This window comes from Thauera sp. DNT-1, from assembly GCF_055393985.1.
In genome coordinates this window covers 4,137,072-4,160,602 of record NZ_AP043752.1, presented here as the reverse complement: position 1 = coordinate 4,160,602, position 23,531 = coordinate 4,137,072, and the positions used below count along the sequence as shown (strand labels likewise).

18 protein-coding genes are annotated in these 23,531 nt (G+C 69.3%); 15 read left to right on the top strand and 3 right to left on the bottom strand.

What is annotated here, in order from left to right:
- The first annotated feature begins 55 nt into the window (after positions 1 to 55).
- The 7 genes from ACZ5PP_RS19150 (at position 56) to ACZ5PP_RS19120 (ending at position 12,550) form a co-directional block, all read left to right on the top strand.
- Positions 56 to 1,651, top strand: coding sequence for an ABC transporter ATP-binding protein (locus tag ACZ5PP_RS19150; protein ID WP_464826477.1), 1,596 nt, complete (start codon positions 56 to 58; stop codon positions 1,649 to 1,651).
- The gene (locus tag ACZ5PP_RS19145) at positions 1,644 to 2,708 is read left to right on the top strand and encodes an ABC transporter permease (RefSeq protein WP_464826476.1); all 1,065 of its coding nucleotides are present in this window, start codon (positions 1,644 to 1,646) and stop codon (positions 2,706 to 2,708) included. Before ACZ5PP_RS19150 ends, ACZ5PP_RS19145 begins: the two co-directional genes overlap by 8 nt.
- 10 nt (positions 2,709 to 2,718) lie before the next feature.
- On the top strand, positions 2,719 to 3,651 hold the full coding sequence (locus ACZ5PP_RS19140; RefSeq protein WP_464826475.1) for an ABC transporter permease: 933 nt from the start codon (positions 2,719 to 2,721) through the stop codon (positions 3,649 to 3,651).
- A 161-nt stretch (positions 3,652 to 3,812) separates the two neighbouring features.
- On the top strand, positions 3,813 to 6,128 hold the full coding sequence (locus tag ACZ5PP_RS19135; RefSeq protein ID WP_464826474.1) for a putative bifunctional diguanylate cyclase/phosphodiesterase: 2,316 nt from the start codon (positions 3,813 to 3,815) through the stop codon (positions 6,126 to 6,128).
- Positions 6,125 to 9,349, top strand: coding sequence for a PAS domain S-box protein (locus tag ACZ5PP_RS19130; RefSeq protein WP_276662267.1), 3,225 nt, complete (start codon positions 6,125 to 6,127; stop codon positions 9,347 to 9,349). The genes ACZ5PP_RS19135 and ACZ5PP_RS19130 overlap by 4 nt, the downstream gene beginning before the upstream one ends.
- Before the next feature lie 38 nt (positions 9,350 to 9,387).
- On the top strand, positions 9,388 to 10,620 hold the full coding sequence (locus ACZ5PP_RS19125) for a response regulator (RefSeq protein WP_004304744.1): 1,233 nt from the start codon (positions 9,388 to 9,390) through the stop codon (positions 10,618 to 10,620).
- Positions 10,621 to 10,759: 139 nt separating this feature from the next.
- Positions 10,760 to 12,550 carry a bacteriohemerythrin gene (locus ACZ5PP_RS19120; protein ID WP_464826473.1) on the top strand — a complete coding sequence of 597 codons (1,791 nt, stop codon included), beginning with the start codon at positions 10,760 to 10,762 and terminating at the stop codon, positions 12,548 to 12,550.
- Between the two features lie 22 nt (positions 12,551 to 12,572).
- Here ACZ5PP_RS19120 and ACZ5PP_RS19115 read toward each other — a convergent pair whose 3' ends face one another.
- The gene (locus ACZ5PP_RS19115) at positions 12,573 to 13,193 is read right to left on the bottom strand and encodes a glutathione S-transferase family protein (protein WP_273422399.1); all 621 of its coding nucleotides are present in this window, start codon (positions 13,191 to 13,193) and stop codon (positions 12,573 to 12,575) included.
- A 44-nt stretch (positions 13,194 to 13,237) separates the two neighbouring features.
- Positions 13,238 to 13,948 (bottom strand): glutathione S-transferase family protein, encoded by a 711-nt coding sequence (locus tag ACZ5PP_RS19110; RefSeq protein WP_464826472.1) that lies wholly within the window; start codon positions 13,946 to 13,948, stop codon positions 13,238 to 13,240.
- A gap of 276 nt (positions 13,949 to 14,224) precedes the next feature.
- Here ACZ5PP_RS19110 and ACZ5PP_RS19105 point away from each other — a divergent pair, with 276 nt between their 5' ends.
- A complete protein-coding gene (locus tag ACZ5PP_RS19105; protein ID WP_004304752.1) occupies positions 14,225 to 14,698 on the top strand; it encodes a universal stress protein in 474 nt (157 codons plus the stop codon).
- Between the two features lie 371 nt (positions 14,699 to 15,069).
- Here the strand turns inward: ACZ5PP_RS19105 and ACZ5PP_RS19100 are convergent, their stop codons facing one another.
- Positions 15,070 to 16,008, bottom strand: a complete 939-nt coding sequence (locus ACZ5PP_RS19100) for a LysR family transcriptional regulator (RefSeq protein ID WP_464826471.1) — start codon at positions 16,006 to 16,008, stop codon at positions 15,070 to 15,072.
- A 183-nt stretch (positions 16,009 to 16,191) separates the two neighbouring features.
- On the opposite strand from ACZ5PP_RS19100, the gene uraH reads away from it, so the two are divergent.
- The 7 genes from uraH (at position 16,192) to ACZ5PP_RS19065 (ending at position 23,521) form a co-directional block, all read left to right on the top strand.
- Complete coding sequence (uraH, locus tag ACZ5PP_RS19095; protein WP_043742923.1) at positions 16,192 to 16,542, top strand: hydroxyisourate hydrolase; 351 nt, start codon at positions 16,192 to 16,194, stop codon at positions 16,540 to 16,542.
- 53 nt (positions 16,543 to 16,595) lie between these two features.
- On the top strand, positions 16,596 to 17,789 hold the full coding sequence (locus ACZ5PP_RS19090; protein WP_464826470.1) for a urate hydroxylase PuuD: 1,194 nt from the start codon (positions 16,596 to 16,598) through the stop codon (positions 17,787 to 17,789).
- Between the two features lie 29 nt (positions 17,790 to 17,818).
- On the top strand, positions 17,819 to 18,415 hold the full coding sequence (uraD, locus tag ACZ5PP_RS19085) for a 2-oxo-4-hydroxy-4-carboxy-5-ureidoimidazoline decarboxylase (protein WP_464826469.1): 597 nt from the start codon (positions 17,819 to 17,821) through the stop codon (positions 18,413 to 18,415).
- A 324-nt stretch (positions 18,416 to 18,739) separates the two neighbouring features.
- Positions 18,740 to 19,672, top strand: a complete 933-nt coding sequence (puuE, locus tag ACZ5PP_RS19080) for an allantoinase PuuE (RefSeq protein WP_004304763.1) — start codon at positions 18,740 to 18,742, stop codon at positions 19,670 to 19,672.
- 101 nt (positions 19,673 to 19,773) lie between these two features.
- Positions 19,774 to 20,823: an allantoicase gene (alc, locus tag ACZ5PP_RS19075; RefSeq protein WP_276662594.1), complete on the top strand. Its 1,050-nt coding sequence runs from the start codon at positions 19,774 to 19,776 to the stop codon at positions 20,821 to 20,823.
- A 279-nt stretch (positions 20,824 to 21,102) separates the two neighbouring features.
- Positions 21,103 to 21,612: an ureidoglycolate lyase gene (locus ACZ5PP_RS19070; RefSeq protein ID WP_464826468.1), complete on the top strand. Its 510-nt coding sequence runs from the start codon at positions 21,103 to 21,105 to the stop codon at positions 21,610 to 21,612.
- A gap of 508 nt (positions 21,613 to 22,120) precedes the next feature.
- Positions 22,121 to 23,521 (top strand): nucleobase:cation symporter-2 family protein, encoded by a 1,401-nt coding sequence (locus ACZ5PP_RS19065; RefSeq protein ID WP_464826467.1) that lies wholly within the window; start codon positions 22,121 to 22,123, stop codon positions 23,519 to 23,521.
- Positions 23,522 to 23,531: the final 10 nt, after the last annotated feature.

Genomic DNA, 23,531 nt, shown 5'->3' with positions numbered 1-23,531 from the left:
CCACGACGCCGCACGCGCCCGCTTTCCGACCGACGACACACCGCTTCGAATCGACGTGCCCATCCCGTATCCCCACCCGCAGCCGGACACCGCCGCCGGCCCTGCCCGACTGGTCCTGCAGGGCATCAGCAAGGCCTACCCGACGGTGGTCGCCAACCACGACATCGGCCTCGTCGTGCGCGCGGGCGAGATCCGCGCCATCCTCGGCGAGAACGGCGCCGGCAAGTCGACGCTGATGAAGATCATCTACGGCGTCACCCGGCCGAGCAGCGGGCGCATGTTCTGGGAGGGCGAGGAGGTCGCGGTCGCCAGCCCGGCGCATGCGCGCAGCCTGGGCATCGGCATGGTGTTCCAGCACTTCTCGCTGTTCGAGACGCTGACCGTGGTGGAAAACGTCGCCCTGGCCCTGCCCGGCAAGCCCGCGCTCGACGCGCTCGCGCGGCGCATCGTCGAGGTCTCGGAGCGCTACGGCCTGCCGGTCGATCCGCGCCGCCACATCCACGCCCTGTCGGTGGGCGAGCGCCAGCGCGTCGAGATCATCCGCTGCCTGCTCCAGGACCCGCGCCTGCTGATCATGGACGAGCCCACCTCGGTGCTCACGCCGCAGGCGGTGCGCAAGCTCTTCGAGACCCTGCGCCGGCTCGCCGACGAAGGCTGCTCGATCCTCTACATCAGCCACAAGCTCGACGAGATCCGCACGCTCTGCCACACCGCCACCGTGCTGCGCGGCGGCAAGGTCACCGGCGAGTGCATCCCGGCGCAGGAGTCCCCCGCCTCGATGGCGCGCCTGATGATCGGCAAGGAACTGCCGCGCTGCGAGCACGACGCGCGGCAGGCCGGCAGCGAAGTCCGCCTGCGCCTGGCCGGGCTCTCGCACGCCGCGGACGACCCCTTCGGCACCGACCTGCGCGACCTCCACCTCGACGTCCATGCCGGCGAGATCGTCGGCATTGCCGGAGTCTCGGGCAACGGCCAGCAGGAGCTGCTGCGCGTGATCTCGGGCGAGGCCCCGCTGGCGGAGAAATTCCCCGTGCAGATCTGCGGTGTCGAGGCCGGCCGGCTGTCGCCGGGGCGGCGGCGGCGGCTCGGCATGGCCTTCGTGCCCGAGGAGCGCCTCGGCCGCGGCGCGGTGCCGACGATGTCGCTCGCCGACAACGCGCTCCTCACCGCCGCGCACAACCAGGGCATGGTGGCCGCCGGCTTCCTGCGCTTCGGGCGTGCGCGCGCGTTCGCACGGCGCTGCATCGACGAGTTCGACGTCCGCTGTGGCGGCACGGCCGCCGCGGCCAAGTCGCTGTCGGGCGGCAACCTGCAGAAGTTCATCGTCGGCCGCGAGATCCTGCAGGCCCCGCGCCTGCTCGTATGCGCGCAGCCCACCTGGGGCGTGGACGTCGGCGCCGCCGCCTTCATCCGCCAGCGGATCATCGACCTGCGCAACCGCGGCTGCGCGGTGCTGGTGATCTCGGAGGAGCTCGACGAGCTGTTCGAGATCTGCGACCGCATCGCGGTGATCGCCAAGGGCCGGCTGTCGCCGGTGCGCGCCGCCCGCGACACCAGCATCGAGGACATCGGCGTGTGGATGAGCGGGCTGTGGCCGGGCGCCGAGCACACTGCCGGCGCGCCCCTCGCGACGGAGACCCCGCATGCTTGAGCTCGAAGCCCGTGCCGACCCCTCGCGGCTGATGGCCTGGGCCTCGCCGCTGCTCGCGGTGGCACTGATGCTCGTCGGCGGCCTGGCGGTGTTCGCCGCGCTCGGCAAGGACCCGGTCGAAGGCTTCCGCGTCTTTTTCCTCAACCCGGTCAAGGACCTCTACGCGCTCTCCGAACTGCTGCTCAAGGCCACACCGCTGATGCTGTGCGCGATCGGCCTGGCGATCGGCTTCCGCGCCAACGTGTGGAACATCGGCGCCGAGGGCCAGTTCATGCTCGGCGCGGTGGCCGCCACCGGCGTGGCGCTGTACTTCGGCGACGCCGAGAGCGCCCTGGTGCTGCCGGCAATGGTCCTCGCCGGCGCCGCGGGCGGGGCGGCTTGGGCGGCGATCCCGGCGCTGCTGCGCACGCGCTTCAACGCCAACGAGATCCTGGTGTCGCTGATGCTGGTCTATGTGGCCCAGCTCTTCGTGTCCTGGCTGGTGTTCGGGCCATGGAAGGACCCCGACGGCTTCAACTTCCCGCAGACGCGGATGTTCGCCGAGGCGGCGACCCTGCCGATGGTGATCGAGGGCACCCGCCTGCATTTCGGCTTCGCGATCGCGCTCGCCGCCCTGGTGGCCGGCTACGCCTTCATAAACCGCAGCCACGCGGGCTTTCGCATGCGGGTCGCCGGCGAGGCCGCCGACGCCGCGCGCTACGCCGGCTTCTCGGCCACCCGCATGATCTGGGTGGGCCTGCTCCTCGGCGGCGCCGCCGCCGGGCTGGCCGGCATGGGCGAGGTGGCCGGGCCGATGGGCCAGCTCACCGACAAGGTCGGCAGCGGCTACGGCTTCGCCGCCATCATCGTCGCCTTCGTCGGGCGGCTCAACGCCTTCGGCATCCTGCTCGCCAGCCTGCTCATGGCCCTGCTCTACATCGGCGGCGAGCAGGCGCAGCAATACCTGAACCTGCCCAACTCGATCTCGATGGTGTTCCAGGGCATGCTGCTCTTCTTCCTGCTCGGCGCCGACGTCTTCATCCACTACCGCCTGCGCCTGCGCCGGCGTGGCACTTGAGGAGGCCGCCATGGACGCGAGTCTCTTCACCTCGATGGTGTTCGCCACCGTGGTGGCGGGCACGCCGCTGATCATCGTCGCCCTCGGCCTGCTGGTGAACGAGAAGGCCGGGGTGCTCAACCTCGGCGCCGAGGGCATGATGGCGATGGGCGCGGTCGCCGCCTTCGCCGTCACCCACGAGAGCGGCAACCCGTGGCTGGGCGTGGCCGCCGGCATGGGCGCAGGCATGGCGATGGCGGCGCTCTTCGGCCTGCTCGTGCTCACCCTGATGGCCAATCAGGTCGCCTCCGGCCTGGCCCTGGCGATCTTCGGCGTCGGCCTGGCGGCCTTCGTCGGCAAGCCCTACGAGGCGGTGGCGCTGCAGGCGGTGCCGCCGATCCGCATCCCCTTCATCGCCGACCTGCCGCTGATCGGCGAAGCGCTCTACAACCAGCAGGCGCTGGTGTATTTCTCCTGGGCGCTGTTCTGGGGCCTGCTGTGGTTCCTGCACCGCAGCCGCGCCGGGCTGGTGCTGCGCGCGGTGGGCGAGTCGCCTGCATCCGCGCACGCGATCGGCTACCCGGTGATCCGCATCCGCTACCTCGCGGTGCTCTTCGGCGGCGCCATGGCCGGCATCGGCGGCGCCTTCCTGTCGGTGTTCTACACGCCGATGTGGGCCGAGGGCATGGTCGCCGGGCGCGGCTGGATCGCGCTCGCGCTGGTGGTGTTCGCGACCTGGCGGCCGCTGCGGGTGATGGTCGGGGCCTATCTCTTCGGTGGCGTGATGGTCACCCAGCTCTTCATCCAGGGCTCGGGGCTGCAGATCGACTTCCCCTCGCAGCTGCTGTCGTCCCTGCCCTACTGGGCGACCATCGTGGTGCTGGTGGCGATCTCGCGCAACGGCAACACGATCCGGCTCAACTCGCCGGTCTCGCTCGGCAAGCCCTACCGGCCCGAGGCCTGACGCCTTTCGCCGCGACCGCGGCGGCTCGGCAGCCCTCCAGCGCGGGACAACCCATCTCGGGTCGCGCGTGACGCAGTCGGCAGCAGCCGGGCGGAGCGCGGGCTAGCATCTGCGGCATCCGAACACGCTCCGGCGCAGGTCCGCCTGCCCGTACCCGCCCGATGATCCTCGACCTGCTCCAGGCCACCGCCCTGCTGCTCGCCCTCTGCCTGCTGCAGGGCGGTTTGGCACGCCGCTGCGCGCACGGCGGCCCGGCATTCGCGGTCGGGTCCGGGCTGATCTACGGGCTGGCCTGCATCGCCGGCATGATGATGCCGATCACGCTGGCGCCCGGCGTCATCGTGGATCCGCGCTCGGTGGTGCTGAGTGTGGGCGCACTCTTCGGCGGTCCGCTCGCCGGCGCCGTGGCCGGCCTGGCCGCCGCAGCCTATCGCATCTGGCTGGGCGGCAGCGGCGTCTTCATCGGCGTGACGACGATCACGCTGGCGGTGCTGCTCGGCCTCGCCTTCCGCCTCGGCGCCGCGCGCGGCTGGCTGCGGCCGGCGCCGCTGCAGCTCTTCCTCTTCGGCGTATTCACCCACGCCACCAGCCTGCTGCTGATCGCAACGGTCCCCAACCAGTCCCTCGCCGGTCTCTTCGCCAACCTCGGCCTGCCCTACCTGCTGCTGATGGGGGCCGCCACGCTGCTGCTCGGCGCCCTGCTGCGCGACCTCGAGCAGCGCCGCGCGACCGAATGCGCGCTGGCGGCGAGCGAGGCGCGCCTGCGCGCGATCACCGCGGCCATCCCCGACCTGGTCTTCGTGGTCGACGAGGACGGCCGCTACCTCGAGGTCATCACCCGCCAGGAAAACCTGCTCGCCGCACCGCCCGAGCAGGTGATCGGTCGACGTCTGGAGGAAGTCCTGCCCGCCGCGCCGGCCGCCGTGTTGCGCGAGGCGCTGGAGCAAGCCCTGACCAGCCCGGAGCGGACCTGCGCCCGCTATGCGCTCGACACGCCCGCCGGCCACCGCGAATTCCAGGCCTGGATCCAGGCCATCGACGCCCCGATCGGCGGGCGCCGCGCGGCGGCCATCCTGGTGCAGGACATCACGCCCAACGTGGCCGCCGAGGAGCGCATCCGCAAGCTCGCCTACTACGACCCGCTCACCACGCTGCCCAACCGCCGCCTGCTCGTCGAGCGCCTCGGCCACGCGATCGCCACCAATGCGCGCACCGGCCTGCACGGCGCGCTGATGTTCATCGACCTGGACGACTTCAAGGACATCAACGACCTGCTCGGCCACCACAACGGCGACGTGCTGCTGCGCGAGGCCGGTGCACGCCTGCGCGGCGTGGTGCGCGAATCCGACACGGTGGCACGCTTCGGCGGCGACGAGTTCGTGGTCCTGCTCGAGCTGCTCGCCGAATCTGCCGACGAGGCCTTGCTCGCCGCGCGTCAGGTCGCGGACAAACTGCTCGAACAGCTCGGCCATCCCTACCGTCTCGACGGACTCGACCGCAAATGCACCGCGAGCCTGGGCCTGGTGATCTTCAACGGCCACGAGCACACGGCCGACGAACTGATGCAGCGCGCCGACCTGTCGATGTACGAGGCCAAGCGCTCGGGCAAGAACACCGCCCGCGTCTTCGATCCGCACATGCGTACCGAGCTGGCCGACCGGCTCGCGCTGGAGACCGAGCTGCGCGGCGCGATCGGCACCGGCGCGTTCCTGCTCCACCTGCAGCCCCAGCTCGATGCCGGCGGACGCCTGATCGGCGCCGAGGCCCTGCTGCGCTGGAACCGCGAGGGGCACGGACCGACCCCGCCCGCCCTGTTCATCCCGATCGCCGAGCAGGCGGGCCTGATGCCTGCGCTCGGACGCGAGGCGATGGCGCTCGCCTGCGAGGAACTCGCACGCTGGGTCGCGCTCCCCGGCGCCGACGGCCTGGTGATGGCGGTCAACGTCAGCGCCGCCCAGCTCTACGAGCCCGGTTTCGTCGAGGAGGTGCTCGCGCTGCTGGCGCGCACCGGCGCCCCCGCCGAGCGGCTCAAGCTCGAGCTCACCGAATCGCTGCTGCTCACCGACATCGAGCGTGCCATCGAGGCCATGACCCGCCTGCGCGAGATGGGCATCCGCTTCTCGATCGACGACTTCGGCACCGGCTACTCCTCGCTCGGCTACCTGCAGCGCCTGCCGCTCGACGAGCTCAAGATCGACCGCACCTTCGTCCGCGACCTGCCCGCCAACGCCAGCAGCCTGGCGATCGTGCGCACCATCATGGCACTCGCCGACACCCTGCGCATCCGCGTCGTCGCCGAGGGCGTGGAAACCTCCGCACAGCACGCCTGCCTGCTCGACAACGGCTGCGACGCCTTCCAAGGCTTCCTGTTCGCCCGCCCCGAGGCGGTGGAGAGCTTCCGCGCACGGATGTCCGCGACGGACGCCTTGCACGGGAGCGGCGCGCAGCCCCGGGGCGGGGCAGATCGCGACCGATGAACGATCCGCACCCGGCACAGCGCGCCACCGTGAGCCTCCCTGCCCCGACGCCAGCCTTGCCCCCCTCCGCGGCAGCGATCGAGCTTTTCATCGAGGCCTGCCCGTTCGCGGTCATCGAGTGGGGCCGCGACATGCGCGTCCTGCGCTGGTCGCCCGAGGCCGAGCGGGTTTTCGGCTGGTCCGCTGCGGAGGTGCTCGGCAGGCGCCCCAACGAATGGAGCTTCACCCATCCGGACGACGCGGCGGCGGTCAAGCGCGCGATCGGCCAGGCCATCACCGCGGACGGTCCCACGCCGCCGGTGATCGGCCGCAACTTCACGCGCGACGGCCGCCTGCTGCATTGCGAATGGCACAACCGGGCGAACCGCGACCCGCAAGGCCGGCTCGTCTCGCTGCTCTCTTTCGCGAAGGACCTCACCCGACAGCTCGAGGCCGAGCGCGCGCGCGACCTCAGCGAAGCCCGCTACGCGCACATCTTCAACAACAGCCACGCGGTGATGCTGATCCTCGACCCGGAGAGCGGTCGCATCCTCGACGCCAACCCCGCCGCGGAGGAGTTCTACGGCTGGTCCAGGGAAACGCTGCAGACGATGCAGATCGGGGACATCAACACCCTGTCCCCGCAGGCGCTGCTCGTCGAACTGAAGGCGGCCCATGCGGAAGAGCGCAAGCACTTCGAGTTCCGCCATCGCCGCGCCGACGGCTCCGTCCGCGACGTCGAGGTCCACAGCGGACCGACCGAGGACGGCAACCGCTCCATGGTCTTCTCGATCGTGCACGACATCACCGAGCGCAAGCAGGCCGAAGCGTTGTCGCGACGCTGGGAGCGCTTCTTCCGCCTGTCGAACCTCGGCCTCGCAATGCACGACGTGTCCGACAACACGATCATCGACGTCAATGCCACCTATGCGAGCCAGCACGGCTACTCGATCGAGGAGCTGCGCGGCATGCGGATCGACGAACTTTACCCCGAGGACGAGCGCGAGCAACTCCATGCTCACCTCGCCGAGGCCGATCGCATCGGCAACGCCAGTTTCGAGACCGTTCACCTGCGCAAGGACGGCAGCCGGCTGCCGCTCGTGATCGGAGTGACCGCCCTGCTCGACGACCGCGGCCGCGCCGTCGCGCGCTTCGCATTCGGACTCGACATCAGCGCGCGCAAGGCGGCCGAGGATGAGCTGCGCAAGCTGTCGCGCGCCGTCGAGGAGAGCCCGGAGAGCATCGTCATCACCAACACCCGGGCCGAGATCGAGTACGTCAACCAGGCCTTCATCGACAAGACCGGCTATTCCCGTGCCGAGGCCATCGGCCAGAACCCGCGCCTGCTGCAGTCCGGACGCACCACCCCGGCCACCTATGCGGACCTGTGGAACACGCTCACCCACGGCCGCTCCTGGCAGGGCGAGTTCTTCAACCGCCGCAAGGACGGCAGCGAGTACCTCGAGCGCGTGACGATCACGCCGATCCACGACGAAAGCGGGCACATCACCCACTACGTCGCGGTCAAGCAGGACATCACCGCGCAACGGCGCATGGAAGAGGAACTGCTGCGCTACCACGAACACCTCGAGGGCCTGGTCGAGAGCCGGACGGCCGAACTGCAGCACGCACTCGATGCGGCCAACATCGCCAGCCGCGCAAAGAGCGAGTTCCTCACCACGATGAGCCACGAGATCCGCACGCCGATGAACGGGGTGATCGGCCTGCTCGACGTGCTGAGCCATTCGCAGCTCTCCACGGAACAGGTCGAGATGGTCGGCATCATGCGCGAATCCGCCGAGACCCTGCTGCGGCTGATCGACGACATCCTCGACTTTTCCAGGATCGAGTCGGGCAATCTCGAGCTCGACGTCGGCCCTGCATCGATCCCCGACCTGATCGCGCGTGTCGTCGGCATCCTGCAGACGGTCGCGAACCGCAAGTCGGTCCGGCTGAGCACCCGCATCGACCCCGACGTGCCCGCGGTCGTGCGCACCGACGCGCTGCGCCTGCAGCAGATCCTGTGCAACCTCGTCGGCAACGCGGTGAAGTTCTCCTCCGGCCTCGACCGCCCCGGCCGCGTCGAGATTCGCGTCGAGACCGCCGGCGCAGGCCGGATCCGCTTCATGGTCACCGACAACGGCATCGGCATCGCCCCCGAGGCGATCGAAAAGATCTTCGACCCCTTCTCGCAAGCCGAATCCAGCACCACCCGCCGCTTCGGCGGCAGCGGACTCGGACTGTCGATCTGCACGCGCCTCGTGCGCATGATGAAGGGCCGGATGGAGGTGAACAGCCTTCCCGGGCGTGGCAGCCGCTTCGTGGTCACGCTCCCGCTTGCCGCGACCAACGGCTCGGCCACGCGCAGCGAGCCAGCCCGCAGCACGGCGCTCGCTCGCCCCTCGCCCACCCCGCCGCTTGCGACACCCGGAGCCGGCGAGGCCGGTCGCCGCATCCTCGTCGCCGAGGACAACGACATCAATCGTCGCGTCATCGCGCGACAGCTCGCACTCCTCGGGCTGCAATGCGACACCGCCGAGGATGGCTTCGAGGCACTCGAGCGCTGGCGGCAGGGTCAATACAGCCTGCTGCTGACCGATCTCCACATGCCCGGGATGGACGGCTACGAACTCACGGCGAGGATCCGCAGCGAGGAAGCGCCGGGCCGGCGTACGCCGATCGTGGCGGTCACCGCAAACGCCCTGCGCGGAGAGAAGGAGCGCTGCATCGACGCCGGCATGGACGACTTCATCCTCAAGCCGGTACAGGTTGCGGCGCTGCAGGAGGTGCTCGCGCGCTGGCTGCAACCGGACACCGAGCAGCGGACTCCCGCCGGCACCGCGCCGGCAGCCCCGGCGGCGCCCCCTGCGGTGTTCGATCCGCAGGCCTTGCCGGGACTGATCGGCAACGATGCGGCGCTGATCGCGGAGTTTCTCGGCGAATACCGGCTCTCCGCATGCGACACCGTGCGCAGCATCCGCAAGGCGTGCGAGGACGGCGACTGGCGCCGGGCCGGCGAGCTCGCCCACCGCCTGAAGTCCTCCTCGCGCTCGGTCGGCGCCATGCAGCTCGGCGAAATCTGCGCCGCGCTCGAACAGGCCGGTCGCGACGACGATGGCGACCAAGTGCAGCGCCAGGGCGGGCTGCTCGAGGCGGCCCTGGCAGCCACGCTCACCGCGATGCAAGGCACACAGGCCGCAGGAGTTCCGCCTGCGCGTGGCGATACCCCCCGGCCTGGGTAGCCGCTAGAATACGGATCCCACCGACAGAGCCGGAACCGATGAACCTCGAGACCCTCAAGGTCTTGGTCGTTACCGACGTCGCGGCCGATGCGGCCCAGATCGCGCGCCTGCTCGCGGACCATTTCGAGCACATCGAGACGTCGACGATCGAGAGCCGCTTCATCGCCGATTTCGAGCGCGTCCAGCCCGACGTCGTGGTGCTGGCCTTCACCAGCCTCGAGCGCGCCGAGCGCTACTCGCTCGGCCTCTATCGTCACAGCGAGGTGGTGCACTCCCTGCCTCACCGCAGCATCGTGCTGTGCGACAAGGACAACGTCCATCGCGCATTCGAGCTGTGCCGCAAGGAGTACTTCGACGACTACGTCCTGTACTGGCCCATGGTGTTCGACACGCCACGCCTGGCCATGTCGGTCCTCATCGCCGGCCGCTCGTTGCAGGCCCAGCGGGACACGCCGAACGCACGCGAGGTCGCCGCGCATGCACGCTCGATCAGCCAGCTGGAGACCGTGCTGGACGATCGCATCGAGGTCGGTCGCCAGCATGCGGACGCGCTCGAGCGCGCACTTCAGGCAGCGGAAATCGAAGCCTCCAGCGCGCAGCCCCGCCCTGCGGCGCCCGCAGCGCCCTCCAGCGACAGCGCCACCATCCCGGACGCAGGCCTCGACGTCCTGCCCGCATTCACGGACAGCTTCGAGCTCGACGTCGGCGACGTGCCCTCGGGCCTGGATCGGCCGACCCAGTTCGCCGTGACACCGCAAGAAGACGTCATCCAGGAAGCGAAGCTGCGTGTGGACGAGGCGAAAAAGAAGGTGGTGCCGCTCACCGAATGGATCGGCGGGCTCAAGGCGGACGTCAAGCCGCAACTCGATGCGGCTCGCCAACTCGGCGAACTCGCTGGCAGGACACCGCCCCTCATCGTGGTGGTCGACGACGACGCCTTCCAGTGCAAGCTGCTCGAACGCCTGCTCGGCAATTCCGGCTACCGTTCGATCATCGCGCACTCGGGTGCCGAAGCCCTTGCGGTGCTCGGCCGCCAGCCCCCCGATCTCATCCTGATGGATGTCGCGCTGCCCGACTTCAACGGTGTGGAACTCACCCGACGCCTGAAGGCCATCCCGCGTTTTGCGGCCATCCCGGTGGTGATGATCACCGGTCACAGCGAACGCCAGGTTCTCGAAGCCAGCCTCAAGGCCGGTGCGGTGGACTTCCTGGTGAAGCCGTTCGACCGCGAGATCCTGCTGCAGAAGCTCGCTCGCCACCTCGCCCCGTGAGGAGGGCGTTTGAGGGCAAGGCCGGCAGCCGGCAGAATTCGCGTCGACGCGTGAAATATCCACCATCGTCGCCATATCTGGAATATTTACAATATTCGCCACCTTCAAGATGCCATCCTCTGCCCGGAGCACCGCAGCAATGATCACCGAGATGGAGATCTTCCCGTGGGACAGCAACTTCGCCACCGGCATCGCGGTCATCGATGCACAGCACCAGCAGCTCGTGGCACTGCTGAACCGTCTCGTCACGCATCTCGCCTTCCAATCCGACGCCCCCACGCTCAATTCGGTGTTCGACCAGCTGCGCGATTACGTCGAGGTCCATTTCACCACCGAGGAGGCGCTCTGGCAGGCGCATCTGGGCGAGTACGCCGGCGTCGCGGGCCACCATGAATCTCACGTCCGTTTCATCGACGAGGTCCTGCGTCTGAAGGCGGAGGAATCCACCAAACCCTTCGAGACGGTGATCGAGAACATCGTCAACTTTCTGACCCGCTGGCTGGCACTGCACATCCTCGAGGCGGACCGCCGCATGGCCCTGGTCGTACACGGCGTGCAGCGCGGATTGACGCTCGAGCAGGCGAGGACGCAAGCCGACGAAACCATGTCGGGTTCGATGCGCGTCCTGGTCGAGACCGTGCTGGTGATGTACGACAAGCTCGCCAACCGCACGATGGCGATGACGCGGGAGATCAACCGTCGCCGCCAGGCGGAAGCCGAACTGCAAAAGGCGCACGAGGCGCTCAAGCGCGCCAAGGAGAACGCGGAAAGTGTCAGCGAGGCGAAATCGTCTTTCCTCGCCAGCATGAGCCACGAGATCCGCACACCGCTCGCTGCAATCCTGGGCATGTCGCACCTGATGCACCAGGAGGAGTTGCCGGCGTCCCAGCGGGAGCGGCTCGACGTGATCGAGAACGCAGGCAGGCACCTGCTCTCGATCATCAACGGCATCCTCGACCTGTCGAAGATCGAAGCGGGGAAGTTCACGCTCGACGAGGCCGCACTCGACCTGCGCGGCGTGGTCGAGGAGGCGCTGGCGATGCTCGCCCACCAGGCCGAAGCCAAGGGGCTGAGCCTGCGTGCAGAGTTCGATCTGCCGCCGGGCACCTTCCTCGGCGACGCGACGCGTCTGCGCCAGGCGCTGGTCAACTACCTCATCAATGCGCTGAAATTCACCGAGCGGGGTGGCATCACCGTGCGCTGCAGCGCCAGCGTGGTCGACACGGACACGGTGGACGTCCGCTTCGTGGTCGAGGACACCGGGCCGGGCATCGCTGCCGCCGAACTGCGGCGTCTGTTCAAGCCCTTCACCCAGACCGAGGCGACCTCGACGGGCGAGCACGGCGGCACCGGGCTCGGGCTGGCGATCACCGCGCGTCTCGCCGAGCTGATGGGCGGGCAGGCGGGCGCCGAGAGCGAGCCTGGTCGCGGCAGTCGATTCTGGTTCACCACGCGCCTGCGCAAGGTGAAGGCCGACGAGGTCGTGGCGCCCACGGGTTCGCCCCTGGAGATCCGCGGCGCGCTCGCCGAGCGGCATGGCGGCGCATGCGTGCTGCTGGCCGACGACGACAAGGTCAATCGGGAAATCGCCCGGGTGCTGCTGTCGCGCGCCGGGCTGGCGCCGGAATGCGCAGCCGACGGAGAAGAGGCCGCGGCGCTCGCCGAACGCTGCAAGCCGGCACTGATCCTCATGGACATGCAGATGCCGGTTGTCGACGGGATCGCCGCGACGCGCAGGATCCGGACCCAGGACTGGGGGCGCGAGGTGCCGATCATCGCCCTGACGGCCAATGCCTTCGCCGAGGACCGGGTCCGCTGCCTCGAAGCCGGCATGGACGACTTCCTGACCAAGCCGATCATGCCCGCCGTGCTGTACTCGAAGCTGCTCTACTGGCTGGACCGCAGCCGCCGCGAACGCGCGGGTTCCTGATCCTTCCCGCGCAGCCGCGCACCTAGACCCGCGCGCTCGGGCGCTCGGCGATGCGGTCGCGCCAGTCCTGCAGGTTGGCCATGCCCTCGGCGCCGGGCCTGAACCTCATCAGCCCGCGCGCGAACTCGATCGCGCAAAAGGCCGTGATGTCGGCGATGGTGAAGCGCTCGCCGGCGACGAAGGGCTGGCGGCCGAGCTCCTCGTCGAGCCAGCGCGCCACCTCGCGCACCTTCTCGCCCTGCGAGCGGCCGAAGTCCTCGAACTGCGGTTGTTCCAGCGGCGCGAGGCCGGGGTGGGTATGGCGGACGCAGTTCATGATGCCGCCGAAGAGGTAGAGCTCGACGCGGCGGTCGGTCATCTCGACGAAGGCACGCTCCTCGAAGGTGTCGCCCATCAGGTTGGGCTCGGGGTAGAGGCCTTCGAGGTAGCTGCAGATCGCCCGCGTCTCGCCGAGGTAGCGGCCGTCGTCGAGTTCCAGCACCGGCACCTTGGCGAGCGGGCTGCGTGCGCGGTGGTCCGAGCTGCGGTGCTCGCCCTTGACGAGGTCGACCGCGACCTCCTCGATGCCGCGGATGCCCTTCTCGGCGATGAACATCTGCACGCGGCGCGGATTGGGCGCCCGGGGTGATACATAGAGCTTCATGGGGTCTCCTGGAATGTCCTGAACCGGCAGGGCCGCGGGGGCCCTCAGACTCCATCGCTGCGCGACTGGCCGGTCTCGACCATGTTGCGCACCTTCGCCGAGAACGCCTTGGCCTGTTCCTCGCCGTCACCGTCGCGGTCGAAGCTGGACGGCGGCATCTCGATGCCCCGCTGCACGGCGGGGCGGGCGCGGATCTGGTCGCGCCAGCGCGCGAGGTCGGGCAGGTCGTCGATCGCCACCCCCGACCAGTTGTGCGTGCGCACCCAGGCCCAGTTGGCGATGTCGGCGATGGAATAGTCGCCGGCGAGGTACTCGTTCTTCGCCAGATGGCCGTCGAGCACGCGGAACAGGCGCTTGACCTCACCCTGGTAGCGGTCGATCGCCGGCTGGATCTTCTCCGGGAAGTAGCGGAAGAAGACGTTGGCCTGGCCCATCATCGGGCCGATGCCGCCCATCTGGAACATCAGCCACTGCAGCACGCGCGAGCGCCCCCTGGCGTCTTGCGGCATCAGCCGGCCGGTCTTCTCGGCGAGGTAGATCAGGATCGCGCCCGACTCGAAGACCGCGAAGTCGCCCTCGTCGTGGTCGACGATCGCCGGGATGCGACCGTTGGGGTTGATGGCGAGGAACCAGGGCTCCTTCTGCTCGTTGGCGGACAGGTCGAGCACGCGCAGCGAGTACGCCAGGCCGAGCTCCTCGAGCGCGATCGAGACCTTGTGGCCGTTGGGGGTTGCGGCGGTGTACAGATCGATCATGCGATTCTCCATGGCTGCGGGCCGCGGCCCGTTCTTGCATCATCATCCCGCCCGTGCCGGCCCGGCCGCAAGCAGGCCGCACGTGTGAGCGTCATCACGCATTCCGTATATGCGCTATCGGGCGGCGCGGCTGCGCCGGCGCGGCGCACGCCTCTACACTTTGTCCAGGACGCCTGCGCAGGCATCGCCGGATCCACCGGCCACGAGAATGCAGGATGCCCGCCGGGACACCGCGCTCCGGCACCGACCACACCACCGCAACCGGGAGTTCCCTCGATGAGCTACGAAATCCGCTCGATCCTTTACGCCTCCGACCTGACCCCGCGCTCGCCCGCGGTATTCCGCCACGCCGTGGGCCTGGCGATGAAGTTCAACGCCAAGCTGCACGCCGTCACCGTGACCCTTCCATCGAGCAGCCTGCCCTACGAGGAGTTCCTCAGCGAGGAGAAGATGGACGAGATCAAGCTCGCCGGCCACAAGAAGGCCGAGGCCCTGCTGCGCCATCGCATCGACGTCTTCGCCGAGGCCAACCCCGAGCTCGACGTGAAGAGCGTGCTCGCCAGCGTGCGCGCGCTCGAGGGCGACCCCTCGCGCCGCATCCTCGACGTCGCCAAGCATGTGCTCGCCGACGTGATCGTCATGGGCTCGCGCGGCCACAGCACCATCGGCGAGCTGCTGCTCGGCTCGGTGGCACACAAGGTCACCATGAAGGCCGACATCCCGGTGATGCTGGTGCCGATCGACCGCTGAGCGCTGCGGTGCTTCCTGCGTGGGAGCGACGCAAGTCACGATCCGGCGCATGGAATTCGCACCGCGGCCGATCCAGCGCGGCAATCGCGACTTGCGTCGCTCCTACGTCCCTCCCCGGGCGCTGTGCTTTCTGCGTGGGAGCGACGCGAGTCGCGATCCGGCGCATGGGATTCGCACCGCGGCCGATCCAGCGCGGCAATCGCGACTTGCGTCGCTCCTACGGCATGGCTCCGGACCCGCTGCGGTTCGGGGCGCGCCGCGTTCCAGCGCCACAACGGTTTCCGCAGGAGCGACGCAAGTCGCGATCCACCGTTTCCAGAAACACCGCGCTCCTCCGCAGGCACCACGCGGACCGCAAGCCCCCATCCCGCTCACGCATGCGGTGGCGCGATCCTGCGCCCGCAATCCGACAACAGTCGGCGCAGCCAGCGGTGGCCGGTGGAATGGTGGTTGCGCTCGTGCCAGAGCTGGTAGAAGCGCATCGGTGGAAAGGCGATCGGCGAGGGGATGATCGCCAGCGGCAGCAGGTTGGCGTAGAACTGCGCGAAGTGCCGGGTGGTGGTGAACACCAGGTCGGTGCCCTGCAGCAGGTAGGGCGCGGCGGTGAAGGACTGCACCGCCACGCGCTCGTCGCGGCTGATGCGCATCGAGGCGAGCACGCCGTCGATGACCCCGCGCTGGCTGATCGAATACGGCATCGGCACCACGTGCGCGGCGCGCATGTAGTCGTCGACGCTCATCCCCTTCTTCGCGCACGGGTGGCTGGCCGCCACCAGGCACACGATCTCGTCCTCCAGCAGCATCGACAGGTGCATGCGGTGCGGCGGCTCGGGCCAGTTGCCGATCACCACGTCCAGGTCGCCTTCCGCGAGCGAGCGCTCGAAGTCGAAGCTCGGCCCCAGCGCGTGCAGGCTCAGGCGCGCCTGCGGTGCCTCGCGGCGGAAGCGCTCGGCCACGCTGGCGATGAACACCGGCGCGAGATAGTCGGGCGAGCCGACGCGGAACTCGTGGCGGGTGCTGTGCGGCTCGAAGGACTCCGGCGCATCGGTCATGCGGTCGATCTCGGCGAGCGCGCCCTTGGCGTGCGACATCAGCGCGAGCGCGCGCTCGGTCGGCACCATGCCGCCCTTCTCCCGCACCAGCAGCGGATCGCCGAGGATCTCGCGCAGACGCTTCAAGGCCGCGCTGACTGCGGGCTGCGACTGGTTCAGGCGCAGCGCGGTGCGCGACACGCTGCGCTCGCTGATCAGGAGCACGAACACGCGCAACAGGTAGGTGTCGAGCGGGTCGTCACTGCGCCGCAGGCTCATGGTGGGTCTCCTCGTCGTTCTTGTGTGGATCCGGGGCGGGAGCGACTGGCCGCCAGCAGACAGATATGCGAGAGCATATATCACATATAAGGACATATGCGTTCCGTTAACACGGACCCGGCTTACACTGCGTCTCACACGATTCCCCCAGCCCCGCACCAGACCAGACCAGGAGACAAGCGCATGGGCCGCCTGACCACCCACGTCCTCGACACTGCCCACGGCAAGCCCGGAACCGGCATCGCCGTCACCGTGTACCGGCTCGACGGCGAGCGCCGCGAAGTCGCGCGCAGCGTCACCAACCACGACGGCCGCTGCGACAAGCCGCTGCTCGAAGGCGCCGCACTCGAGGCCGGCAAGTACGAGATCGTCTTCGCCGCCGGCGACTACTTCCGCGCGCTGGGCCTGAACCTGCCCGAGCCGCCGTTCGTGGACGAGGTCGCGCTGCGCTTCGGCATCGCCGATGTCGCCGAGCACTACCACGTGCCCCTGCTGGTGTCGCCGTGGAGCTATTCCACCTACCGCGGCAGCTGAACCCGGCGCTTCCACCTCCACACCGAACCGAATCGAGAACAAGAGAACAGACCATGGAAGCCTACCTGCTCGACTGGGCCAACCTGCTGGTCCGCTGGCTGCACCTGATCGCCGGCATCGCCTGGATCGGCGCGTCCTTCTACTTCGTCATGCTGGACAACTCGCTGAAGCCGCCGAAGAACCCGAACGACGCCAAGCGCGGCGTGTTCGGCGAGCTGTGGGCGGTGCATGGCGGCGGCTTCTACCACAGCCAGAAATACCTCACCGGCCCCAAGGGCGAGCCGCTCACCCAGGACCTGCACTGGTCGAAGTGGGAGGCCTACACCACCTGGCTGTCGGGCATGGGCATGATGGCCGTCATCTACTGGATCGGCGCCTCGAGCTACCTGATCGACAGCAGCGTGATGGCGCTCTCGCCTGCCGCCGCGGTCGGCATCTCGATCGCCTTCCTGGTCGCCGGCTGGGTCTTCTACGACATCCTGTGCCGCAACATGATCGGCAAGGACGGCGTGCTCGCCGCGATCGTGTTCGTCTTCGTGATGGTGGCGAACTACGTGCTGCACCAGGTGTTCTCTGCCCGCGGCGCCTACATCCACGTCGGCGCCATGCTCGGCACCATGATGGCGGCCAACGTCTTCTTCCACATCATCCCCGGGCAGAAGAAGATGGTCGAGCAGATCCGCCGCGGCGAGCAGGTCGATCCGATGCCGGGCACCGTCGGCAAGCAGCGCTCGGTGCACAACACCTATTTCACGCTGCCGGTGCTGTTCATCATGATCAGCAACCACTACCCGATGACCTACGCCAACGCCAAGGGCTGGCTGGTGCTCGGCGTGCTGATGCTGGCCGGGGTGCTGATCCGCCAGTTCTTCGTGCTGCGCCACCGCGGCCAGGTCAAGTGGTGGCTGCCGGCGGCCGGCGTCGCGCTGATCGCGCTGCTGATGGTGCTGATGGCACCGAAGCAGGTCGATGCCGGCGGCGAGAAGGTGAGCTTCGCCACCGTCAAGGCGATCATGGCCCAGCGCTGCATCGCCTGCCACGCCGACAAGCCGACCTTCGAGGGCTTCGCCCAGGCGCCCAAGGGCGTGATGCTGCAGACGCCCGAGCAGATCGCCGCCCATGCCGTGATGAGCGCGCAGACCGTGGCCAGCGGCTACATGCCGCTCGGCAACCTCACCGCCATCACCGAAGAGGAGCGCGAGAAGATCGCGATCTGGTTCGCCCAGGGCGCGCGCACCGCGGACTGAACGACAGCAACAGGACAGGAAGAGACACCATGAGCACCCCCGCCACCGCCCCAAGCACCGCCCCAAGCACCGCCCCAAGCACCGCCCCCGACCGCCCGGCCGCCGCGCTGGACGCCGCCCTGGATGAACTCTCCCGCCTGGCGCAGGACGCCTTCGTCGCCCGCCTCGAAGGCATCTTCGAGCACTCGCCGTGGATCGCCGAGCGTGCCTGGAGCGCCGGTCCCTTCGCCAGCATCGACGCGCTGCACGCCGCGATGTGCCTGGTGGTCGACACCGCCGACCCTGCCGAGCAGCTCGGCCTCATCTGCGCCCACCCCGAGCTCGCCGGCAAGGAGGCCGAGGAAGGCACGCTGACCACCGCCTCCACCGGCGAGCAGCGCGGCGCCGGGCTCGACCAGTGCAGCAAGGAAGAGCTCCAGCGCCTGCGCCGGCTCAACCAGGACTACCGCGCGCGCTTCGGCTTTCCCTTCGTGGTCGCGGTCAAGGGCCTCACCCGCCACCAGATCCTGGACCGCGTCGAGGCCCGCCTGGCCAACGTGCGCGACGCCGAATTCCGCACCTGCCTGGCCGAGATCGGCAAGATCGCCCGCTTCCGGCTGGATGCGATGTTCGGGACGAACAGCTGAACGGCCGCCGCGAGGGCGCGGGTGGTCGGCATCTCGGCGCGGGAAGCGCGACTTGCGTCGCTCCTGCAGGAGCACCCCGCCAACGCAGCCGCGCGGTAGGAGCGACGCAAGTCGCGATCAAACGCGCGTCGCGCCTAGCGCGCGGCGAGGCAGGCGAGGTCGGTTCCGTGAGAGCGACGCCAGTCGCGATCAAACGCCCCCGCCCGTGCGAAGCCGACATTCGGCGCCAAGTCATCGCCCGGATCGCGACTGGCGTCGCTCCCACACGCCCCCCAAGGCCGATTGGCCTGTTGAATCCCTGATCGCCTGTCTGGACAGAACACCATGACCTCGAACCCGACCTACCCCCGCGACCTCGTCGGCTACGGCCGCAACCCGCCCCACGCCGACTGGCCAGGCCGCGCCCGCATCGCGGTGCAGTTCGTGCTCAACTACGAGGAAGGCGGCGAGCACTGCGTGTTGCACGGCGACGCCGGCAGCGAGCAGTTCCTCTCCGAGCTCTTCAATGCCGCGAGCTACCCCGACCGCCACCTGTCGATGGAGGGCATCTACGAGTACGGCTCGCGCGTGGGCGTTTGGCGCTTCCTGCGCGAGTTCGAGCGCCGCGGCCTGCCGCTGACGATCTTCGGCGTGTCGATGGCACTCGAGCGCCACCCCGAGCTCACCGCCGCCTTCAAGGAGCTCGGCCACGAGATCGCCTGCCACGGCTGGCGCTGGATCCACTACCAGAACGTGCCCGAGGAGATCGAGCGCGAGCACATGAAGATCGGCATGGAGATCATCGAGCGCCTCACCGGCACGCGCGCACTGGGCTGGTACACCGGCCGCGACTCCCCGAACACCCGCCGCCTGGTCGCCGACCACGGCGGCTTCCTGTACGACTCGGACTATTACGGCGACGACCTGCCGTTGTGGACCGAGGTGAGAAGGACCGACGGCGAGACCGTGCCGCATCTGGTGGTGCCCTACACGCTCGACACCAACGACATGCGCTTCGCGCTGCCGCAGGGCTTCTCGCACGGCGACGAGTTCTTCGAATACCTGCGTGACGCCTTCGACGTGATGTACGCCGAGGGCGAGGAGCGTCCCGCGATGATGTCGATCGGCATGCACTGCCGCCTGCTCGGCCGCCCGGGCCGCTTCCGCGCCCTGCAGCGCTTCCTCGACCACATCGAGAAGCACGACCGCGTGTGGGTGTGCCGTCGCGTCGACGTCGCCCGCCACTGGATAGAGCGCCACCCCTACCAAGCGAAGTAAGCCGGGGGGAAATCGGGAAATCGGGGACAGACCACGATTTCCCGAGCGACTCCCGGCTCTTTCCCGCCTGCCTCACGACCCGAACCCAAAGGAGAACCCCCATGGCCAGCCACACCCCCGGCGCCCCCGTCTTCGCCCCAGCTGCCGAGCTGCCCGACTGGGCGCTGCGCTCGGTCGACCTCGCCAACCCGCGCCTCGGCGCCAAGGCGATCGCCGCCTCCGACGACTTCTTCGCCGAAGTCGGCCGCATGCTCAACCCCGAACCCGCGCAGTTCGTCCCCGGCAAGTTCGACACCAACGGCAAGTGGATGGACGGCTGGGAGTCGCGCAGGAAGCGCGTCGCCGGCCACGACTGGGCGCTCGTGAAACTCGGCGTCAAGGGCGTGATCCGCGGCTTCGACGTCGACACCTCCCACTTCACCGGCAACTACCCGCCCGCGGTGTCGATCGAGGCCTGCGTGTCCGAGACCGACGACGTCGCCGCCCTGCAGGCGGCCGAGTGGACCGAGATCCTCCCCGCCAGCCCGATGGGCCCCAACAGCCACCACCTTCTCGAGTGCGCCAGCACCGCGGCGTGGACCCACCTGCGCGTGAACATGTACCCCGACGGCGGCATCGCGCGCCTGCGCGTCTACGGCCGCCCGGTGGGCACACTCGCGGCCAAGGCCGCCGGCGGCGAGCTGGTCGACCTGGTAGCGATGGAGAACGGCGGCCGCGCGCTGTCGTGGAACGACGCCAGCTTCGGCTCATCCGCCGCCGCCCTGCTGCTGCCCGGGCGCGGCATGAACATGGGCGACGGCTGGGAGACCCGCCGCCGCCGCGAGCCCGGCAACGACTGGTGCGTGCTCGAGCTCGGCGCCCCCGGCACGGTCGAGCGCATCGAGGTCGACACCGCCTTCTTCAAGGGCAACTACCCGGACCGCTGCTCGGTGCAGGCCGCCTACGTCAGCGGCGGCACCGACCGCTCGATCACCACCCAGTCGATGTTCTGGCAGACCCTGCTGCCCGAGCAGAAGCTGGAGATGGACGCGATCCATACCTTTACGGAGCAGGTCGCGAAACTGGGGCCGATCACCCACGTCCGCTTCAACATCTTCCCCGACGGCGGCGTCTCGCGCCTGCGCCTGTGGGGCAAGGTCGAGGCGAAGTGAGACCGGCGGCGGCCGCGCCCGCGCCGCCGCGGATGCCCGCGCCGACCATCGCGACTTGCGTCGCTCCTGCCCGTGCTGCCGAAACCGCCAATCGCGACTTGCGTCGCTCCTACCGGTGCTGCCGGAGCCGCGTCGGTTCTCGTAGGAGCGACGCGAGTCGCGATCCCACCGGTGCTGCCGGAGCCGCGTCGGTTCGCGTAGGAGCGACGCGAGTCGCGATCCCCCCTCTCAGCCCCCTCCGGCGGACACACGCCCCCCAACCGTCACCGAGACCCCGTCATGCGCACCGCTGCCCCCCTCCCGCTCGCCGTCCATCCGCTCACCCGCGAGGCCTTCGCCCCCTATGGCGAGGTCGTCGAGGTCAGCGACGCGGTCCGCCACTTCACCATCAACGCCGGCAACACCGAGCGCTACCACGACCTCGCCAACATCGAGCCCGGGCCCGACGGGCGCGTGATCGTCTCCATCTTCCGCGGCCAGCCGCGCGGCCTGCCCTTCACGGTGCAGATGATGGAGCGCCACCCGCTCGCCTCGCAGGCCTTCGTCCCGATGTCGGGCAAGCCCTACCTCGTCGTCGTCGCCCCCGCCGGCGCGCCGCCCGCGGCAGAGGACCTGAAGGTCTTCCTCGCCCGCGCCGACCAGGGGGTGAACTACGCCACCGGCGTGTGGCACCACCCGCTGCTCGCGCTCGAAGGGGTGTGCGACTTCCTCGTTGTGGACCGCAGCGGCCCGGGACACAACTGCGACGAGGTGCAGCTCGACCGCCCCGGGGTGATCGAAGCCCTGTGAGCGCCGCGGGGTGATCGCAGCGCAAGCGCGGGAATCGCGACTTGCGTCGCTCCTACGACCACCTCCCGAGGCGCGGCGGTTCGTGTGGGAGCGACGCAAGTCGCGATCCGGCGTGTCCCGAGACGCGGGGGTTTTCGTGGGAGCGACGCGAGTCGCGATCCGGCGTGTCCCGAGACGCGACGGTTTTCGTGGGAGCGACGCAAGTCGCGATCCGGTGTGTCCCGCGACGCGACGGTTTTCGTGGGAGCGACGCGAGTCGCGATCCGGCGTGTCCAGAGACGCGACGGTTTTCGTGGGAGCGACGCAAGTCGCGATGCGGCGCCCGAGAGACCGCCTTCGCCCTTCCGCCGCAGGCTCCCGCTCTCCTTCCCCTGCCCCACCACGCCTCCCCCTCCCCGCACACACCATACGGATCCCCTGATCCGTCCTATAAGCCCATAAGGGTTTCCATATCACGGCGCGATCCTAGACTGGACTCATCGGTCCATAACGACAAGGAGACGCCACGATGTCCGATCAAACCCGCACGAGCCGGCCGCTCGAGCTCGACCCGGTAGACCAGTGCCCGCCCGGCGGGCGCCTGTTCACCCTCGCCCTGCAGCACGTGCTGGTGATGTACGCCGGCGCGATCGCGGTACCGCTGATCGTCGGCGGCGCGCTCAAGCTGCCCAAGGACCAGATCGCCTTTCTCATCAACGCCGACCTGCTGTGTTGCGGCCTGGTCACCATCATCCAGGCGCTCGGAGTCGGCCGCTTCGGCATCCGCCTGCCGATCATGATGGGCGTCACCTTCGCCGCGGTCGGGCCGATGGTGGCGATGGCGGGCAACCCCGCGCTCGGCATCAACGCCATCCTCGGCGCGGGCATCGCCGCCGGCCTCTTCGGCATCCTGTTCGCGCCCCTGGTGGCGCGCGCGCTGCCGCTGTTCCCGCCCGTGGTCACCGGCTCGATCATCGCGGTGATCGGCCTCTCGCTGATGCCGGTGGCGATCAACTGGTCGGCCGGCGGCCAGCCGCGCATCCGCGACGCGGCGACCGGACTGATGGTGGACAACCCCGCCTACGGTGCCCCGGAATACCTCGCCATCGCCGCCATCGTGCTGGTCGTGGTGCTGGCGATCACCCGCTACGGTCGTGGCTTCCTGTCCAACGTGGCGGTGCTGGTCGGCATGGGCGTGGGCTTCGCGATCGCGATCGCGCTCGGCAAGGTCGGCTTCGACGGCCTCGCCGACGCGCCCTGGGTGTCGATCGTGACGCCGCTGCACTTCGGCGCGCCGATCTTCGACCCGATCTCGATCGCCACCATGTGCCTGGTGATGGTGGTCGTGATGGTCGAGTCGCTCGGCATGTTCCTCGCGCTCGGCGAGCTCACCGGCCGCCGGCTGTCGCGCGACGACCTCACCCGCGGCCTGCGCACCGACGGCCTCGGCACCATGATCGGCGGCTTCCTCAACACCTTCCCGCACACCAGCTTCTCGCAGAACGTCGGCCTGGTCGGCGTCACCGGCGTCAAGAGCCGCTGGGTGTGCGTGGCGGGCGGCGCGATCCTGATGGCCTTCGGCCTCTTCCCCAAGATGGCGCTGATCATCGCCTCGGTGCCGCAGTACGTGCTCGGCGGCGCCGGCCTGGTGATGTTCGGCATGGTCGCCGCCACCGGCATCAAGATCCTGCTCGCGGCCGACCTGCGCAACAACCGCTTCAACCTCTACATCGTCGCGCTGTCGGTGGGCGCCGGCATGATCCCGATGGTGGCGCCGAAGTTCTTCCAGCAGATGCCGCACGCGCTCGAACCCCTGCTGCACAGCGGCATCCTGCTCGCGGCGATCACCGCGGTGACGCTCAACCTCTTCCTCAACGGCGGCCGCCGCAGCGCCAGCGCCGAGGCGATCGAGCCGGCGCTGGCGCACTGAGGCGGCGCCG